This window comes from Streptomyces sp. NPDC005820 (assembly GCF_040630255.1).
Taxonomy (GTDB): domain Bacteria; phylum Actinomycetota; class Actinomycetes; order Streptomycetales; family Streptomycetaceae; genus Streptomyces.
Genome location: NZ_JBEXXE010000111.1, coordinates 1 through 5537, shown reverse-complemented (window position 1 = coordinate 5537; position 5537 = coordinate 1). Strand labels below are relative to the sequence as shown.

The 5537-nt window shown below is 68.3% G+C and carries 6 protein-coding genes; 4 read left to right on the top strand and 2 right to left on the bottom strand.

Going from position 1 to position 5537, the window contains the following annotated elements:
• Nucleotides 1-743 precede the first annotated feature (743 nt).
• The 3 genes from ABZ464_RS51835 to ABZ464_RS51825 all read left to right on the top strand — a co-directional run bounded on the left by ABZ464_RS51835 (nucleotide 744) and on the right by ABZ464_RS51825 (nucleotide 2049).
• Entirely contained in the window at nucleotides 744-1331 is a 588-nt protein-coding gene (locus ABZ464_RS51835) for an oxidoreductase C-terminal domain-containing protein (RefSeq protein ID WP_359289988.1), read from the top strand.
• A gap of 362 nt (nucleotides 1332-1693) precedes the next feature.
• Nucleotides 1694-1876, top strand: a complete 183-nt coding sequence (locus ABZ464_RS51830; protein WP_359289986.1) for a hypothetical protein — start codon at nucleotides 1694-1696, stop codon at nucleotides 1874-1876.
• Nucleotides 1877-1905: 29 nt separating this feature from the next.
• Nucleotides 1906-2049, top strand: coding sequence for a hypothetical protein (locus tag ABZ464_RS51825; RefSeq protein ID WP_359289984.1), 144 nt, complete (start codon nucleotides 1906-1908; stop codon nucleotides 2047-2049).
• Between the two features lie 182 nt (nucleotides 2050-2231).
• On the opposite strand, the gene ABZ464_RS51820 is transcribed toward ABZ464_RS51825, so the two are convergent.
• Nucleotides 2232-3473: an FAD-dependent monooxygenase gene (locus ABZ464_RS51820; protein ID WP_359289982.1), complete on the bottom strand. Its 1242-nt coding sequence runs from the start codon at nucleotides 3471-3473 to the stop codon at nucleotides 2232-2234.
• 424 nt (nucleotides 3474-3897) lie between these two features.
• Nucleotides 3898-4839 carry an alpha/beta fold hydrolase gene (locus ABZ464_RS51815; protein WP_359289980.1) on the bottom strand — a complete coding sequence of 314 codons (942 nt, stop codon included), beginning with the start codon at nucleotides 4837-4839 and terminating at the stop codon, nucleotides 3898-3900.
• A gap of 294 nt (nucleotides 4840-5133) precedes the next feature.
• On the opposite strand from ABZ464_RS51815, the gene ABZ464_RS51810 reads away from it, so the two are divergent.
• Nucleotides 5134-5537 (top strand): TetR/AcrR family transcriptional regulator (locus tag ABZ464_RS51810; RefSeq protein ID WP_359289978.1); only part of this gene is annotated, 404 nt, incomplete at its 3' end.

Below are 5537 nucleotides of genomic sequence, written 5' to 3'. Positions count from 1 at the left end.
ACGGCGACATCGACCCCGACGCGGATCCCGACGACCTCGCGTACCTACTGCTGACCGTCATCCGCGGGAGCGATGTCGTGGGCGCGTACGGCCACGGCCCCGACCGTCTGACCTCGATCGCGGAGAGCGCGTTCGCCTTGCTGCCCCGCCCGCGGCGCACCTGACAAGGGAACGGCCGGCCTCGTTGCACCAGCATCTGATGCGGCCGGCCCCCTTCGACGCCGCGGAGACACGGCCCGCAGGTTTACACGCCGCCGTGATCCCGTGTGTTGGCGCGTGCTGTGGCGATATGCGGGCTGGGCACTGCTCGGCGCTGCTGGGCGCGGCGCTTCGGACGGGAGACGGTTTCATGGATGCTGCTGCCCAAAGTGAGGGTCAGGACCCGCTTGCCGACCGTCTGATCAGGGCCGGTGCCGCGTTCGAGGGCAGCGCGGAGATGGCCGAGGCCCGTGCCATGGCCCACGACTTCCGCACCACGGTGCAGCCGCGCATGGGCTGCCGGTGCCGGCGCGGGCGATGGGCACGATGCAGTTGGCCGTGACCGAGCTGGTCACCAACGCCCGCAAGTACGCGCCCGGCCGTGCCTGCTGGATTTGGAGATCATCGAGGGCGCTGTCCAGATCAGCGTGTGGGACAGGGGCACCACCCTGCCGTCCCTCCAGGCGGCTGACCCAGAACGGATCGGGCAGCCGGGTCACGATCGTGGAGGCGGCCGCCGTACCGCTCGTCCGCGAGGTGGTCGGGTGCGTCAAGAACTGATCGCGGACGGACACGTGCGGGGCGTCCGTCTGTCGACCGGCGAGGTCCTGCGCGCCGTCGTCGTCGGCGTCGCTCCGGCGCCGCAGTGGCTGAAGACTTCCGGCATAGTCCTCGACCCCCGCGACGGAGGCATCGTCTGCGACGAGTACCTGCAGTCGTCCCTCCCCGGCGTCTACGCCGCAGGAGGCGTCGCGCTCTGGCCCAACGGAGTGTTCGAGGGCGACGACACCGTGCGCCTGGAGAACTGGACGAACGCCATGACGCAGGCCACACACGCCGCCGAGAACGCCGTACGGCCCGACCGGCGTCGGCCCTACGAGACTGTGCCCTACTTCTGGAGCGACTGGTACGGCCAGCGGATCCAGTTCGTGGGCACCGCCGACGCGGATGACGTGAGCGTCGTCGGCGGCGGACCGGACGAGGACTCGGATTGCCTCGTCGCCCTCTATCGACGCAGTGACCGGCTCGTCGGCGTCGCGACCCTCAACGAACCCCGCAAGATCATGGAATACCGGAGGATCATCGTCAAGCGTGACCTGTGGTCCGCCACCGAAACTGCGGTCCCGGTCTGAAGGGGGTCCGAAACGGCAGCACGCCGTCGCCTATCGCCCTCGAACCACGTCCTCCCGGCGTCCCCAACCGTCCGCAGAAGCTGAGGAAACAGCAAACCAGAGGCGCTCCTTACAGATCATGCCGCTCACTCCCTCCGATACGGACGAGGCCGACTGGCACACATCCGCCAGGTTGTCCCTGGTAGATCGTTGGTACGGCACCCGGCCTGTTCAAATCGCAGCAGAGAGCTCCACACCGCGTCTGACCAGCGGGCTTGTTCTCCCTGTCGAAGATCCACGCCGTGGATTTTCGACAGGGATTTCTACAAGCCCCGGCCACCAATGCGACCGTTACCTGGAGCACCGAGTTTCACGGCCTGGCGGTGACCGCGCTGCGTCGCGCCGCCCGGCCCATCGACGATGAGCTGCTGTCGCACATCTGGCCCAGCCACCACGCCAACATCAACTTCTACGTAACCCACTCGGTGGACGTCGACGGCGAGTTGGCCAAGCTGGACACCGACGGCTACCGGCCGCTGCGGCTACCCAGGGCCGCCCGCGGCTGATCTGTGCTGTGGCTGCTCGCCGTACAGTCATGGCCAGCGAACTGCACGATGCCTGCACCGGCTGGCTGCGTTCGTTCCTCGACAACGCACGCACCAGCATCGGACCCGGCTCCTTCGTCGTCCGCGGTCGCCGCGGTGGCGGCGATTCCACGACCAAGCCGCGGCGCCGATGACCCGCCTCGCCAACCGCGTCGTGCGCTCTGAACCCGCCCAGGGTCCGCTGCAGCTGCACCGCCTCGACCGCAAGACCGGGATCGCGTGCAACCGGTGCGGTACCCGCAGCCAGACCACGGTAGTTGCCACAGTTGCGGGCCCGGACGACCTCGTTCTCCCGCTCGTATTCGAGGAACTCCACTCACGCTGCAGCGGCGGCGATATCCAGACTTTTCATCCGCGCCCTGCTGGTCATCATCTTGGCGAGCAGCCGGCCGGCGATCGGCAGCCGGGCGAGGCGGATCATCATGGACCGGAGCAGCAACTCGGCGCGGTTGCCTGGGGTGAAGAAACTGCGCTGGCTCACAGCGTTGCCGAGGTGGTGTTCGATGAACGGGCGCAGGTGGTCCTCCCAGTCCTGCAGCGCTCGTGGCACGTCGTGCGGGTGGCGTTCCAGCATGGTGCCGAGCAGGTCCGCCCCGGCCAGGCCGGTGGATGCCCCCATGGCGGAGTAAACGGTCAGGCACCACGCGGCGTCGCCGACGAGCACGACTCGGCCGCGGTGCCAGTGGTCGAGGTGCACCTGCTCGGCGGAGTCGAACAGGTGGTCCGGGGCCTTCTCGAACTGGTCGAGCAGCCAACCGAGCGTGGAGCCGGTGGGCTCGGGGCCGTAGGCGGCGCGCAGCGAGGCGATGGCCGGCCGGGTGAACTCGGCGTCCACGTCGTCGGTGCGGTAGGAGAACAACACCGACGGCGGACGGTCGGCGAACGAGAACACCCACACCGATCGGCCCGCCTCGGCCATGATCAGCCCGTCCTGTGGGCGGTAGCCGGGTACCGGCTCGGGCAGGCCGTACACGGCGATCATGTAGTTCAGCCGACGGATCGGGCTCTGCTCGGGCTCGAACGCAAGCCGGCGCACCGTCGAGCGCAGTCCGTCTGCCCCGACCACCAGGTCGAACCGTTCGACGCTCGTCGTCTCCGTCGTCAGGTCGCGGATCTCTACGTCCACCCCGTCGAGGTACTGGTCCAGCGCGATCGGCACGGTCGAGTACCGGATCTCGACCTCGTCGGGCAGGGCGGTGAAGGCCGCGTCTTCGATGTCGCCCCGCATCACCATTCGAGACCCGCCGAACACATCGGCGTAGCCCAGACCGCGGCGGCGCCGGCCCGTGCGGTCGACGTCGTAGCTCACGCTCTCCGGAGCGAAGCGATTCGGCACCGCATCGGCGAAGCCCAGCCGTTCGGCGGCGGCGAGCCCGGTCCCGAACAGGGCGATGAAGTATCCGCCGCGGCGCCGCTCGGGGGCCTTCTCCAACACCACCACGTCCCAGCCCGCGCGATGCAGTCGCAGCGCGGAGGCGATCCCGCTGATCCCGAGGCCGACCACCAGGGCCCGCTGTCGCGATGTCGTGTTCTTGTCCATGGGACTGCGCTCTGTCATTGCCGTGTCCTTCATCTTGTGGGGGTGGGTCGGCCGTTCAGGAAGCCGAGGATGTGGGGTCGTCGAGGCGGGCGAGGACGTCGAGGAGTGTGGCGTTGACCTCGACGGGATGCTCCTGCTGCCTGCTTGCTGGGCATGGCTGAAACCGTCTGGAAACTGATCGGTTCCCAGACGGGAAAACAGGTCGGCTTCCCGTCGGTGAAGGTGAGGCGAGTGGGTGACGGGACGAGATCTCAGGACTTCGAGATCATCCTGTGGCCCCTTGTGGGCCTACCTCGGTGATCCCCTGGAGGGCCGCTTAGGTGTCCGCGGGGGCCGGCATCCTGTTGATGTCGGCCCCGGCTGCTGCGGAGGCCCCGACCTGGTCGACCGGATCGGTGGCGTGCCGGCCACCCACACACCCGCGGAGTCGGCCGTTCGGCCTTCAGGTGCGCGCGGATGTCTGCAGGAACAGCTCAAGGAGTGCCAGCAGCGTCTCGGGCGCGTCCTCGGTCGGGAAGTGGCCGGCGCCCGGAATCTCGACCACAGGTGCGTCGGGGTAGCTGAGCCTGAACGACGGGATGACGTACTCGGGCAGCAGTGCGGTGTCCCGCATCCCGACCGCCAGCATCGCCGGCACGGCGCGAAGCGCGGCGACGGCTTCCATGGGCAGCGGCCCGGGCGGGGGGCCCTGGGGGCCCTTAAGAACCTGCCGAGGGAAGGCGATGACACCGCGGCACTCCGCCGGGGTCGGGAAGGGGCTGGAGTAGGCGCGGATCCAGGTCGGCGTGGCGATCTCGGGCCGGGCGACATGCTGCAGGTCGATCATCAGGTGGGCGATGGTGTGACCCGCGTTTCCGAGGATCTGATCGAACGAACCGTCCGAGAGCGCCGAGTGGGCCCACTGGAACCACCGGCTCTCGGCGCCGTTGGCCTTCATGAGAGGGGCGATGTCGTCTGCGAGCGGCAGCACGGTGTTCGTGGCGAAGATCCGGGAGATCCGGTCGGGGTGACGCAGCGCGAAGCCGGTGCCGATGGGGCCACCCCAGTCACGGAGCACCAGGGTGATGTCCGTGAGGTCGAGCGTGTCGACGAGCAACGATTCGAGATTCAGGATGTGTTCGCTCGCGTCGTACGTGCGGTCCTGCGGTGTCTCGCTCTTGCCGAAGCCCATGTGGTCGGGAACGACCACGCGATGGTGACGCGACAGCGGCCCGATCAGGTGGCGCCACTCGTAGCCCCAGGTGGGCTCGCCGTGCAGCATGACGATCGTCTGATCGGGCCGTGCGGGGCCCTCGTCGACATAGTGCTGGCGGAAGCCGGCCGCCTGGTTGAAGCGGGCGGGATACGGCCATGTGCCGTCGAACGTCTCGTCAGCAGCAATCACGGGATATCGCGCCTTCCAGGGCGGTGTTGTCCGTACTGACCGCGGTCACGAGGTCCTCCGAAGTATTGGTTCTGAAGCGGCCTTCATCGGCTGGCTCGTTCTTGCGCCGAGCCGCGTGCTATGCACCGAGCGTCATGAGTTCAACCTCCAAGCCGCCTTCGCGGCGTCGCGGTCCTGCGCACCCGGACCAAGCCGGTCCGGTGGGCTCAGTACTGTTGTGTACTGGACAGTCGGAAACCTAGGCGGTTCTGTACTGGGTTGTCAAATACGGGGGGTCGGCTTTACCTTCGGTGTATGGCCAGACCACGAAGCTTTGACCGCGACCACGTCCTGCATGCCGCTGAGCGGCAGTTCCGCGCCTCGGGATACAACGGCACGAGCGTCGACGACATCAGCGCCGCCACCGGCCTGGGCCGCGGCAGCCTCTATGCCGCGTTCGACGGCAAGCACGGTGTGCTGCTGGAGGCGATGGGCGGCTACTTCGCCCGGCTTGGGCAGGGTCCGCCGAAGATGCTCGCCGGACCGGACGAGGGCGCCCTGGAACGACTGCACGCCTACCTGCTCCGTGCCGTCCACGGGGTGTCACTCGACCTCGACGTTCCCCCCGCCTCTGACCGGGCGGGGGCGGCCTGCTTCGCCGCCAAGATGGCCCTGGAGATCGGCGCCTCGGACCCCGAGGTGAAACGCCTGGCCAACGA

Excerpts from the sequence above, each read along its gene's own strand:
- ABZ464_RS51825 (WP_359289984.1), top strand. The coding sequence starts at position 1,906 with ATGGCCAGCGAACTGCACGATGCCTGCACCGGCTGGCTGCGTTCGTTC.
- ABZ464_RS51820 (WP_359289982.1), bottom strand. The coding sequence starts at position 3,473 with ATGACAGAGCGCAGTCCCATGGACAAGAACACGACATCGCGACAGCGG.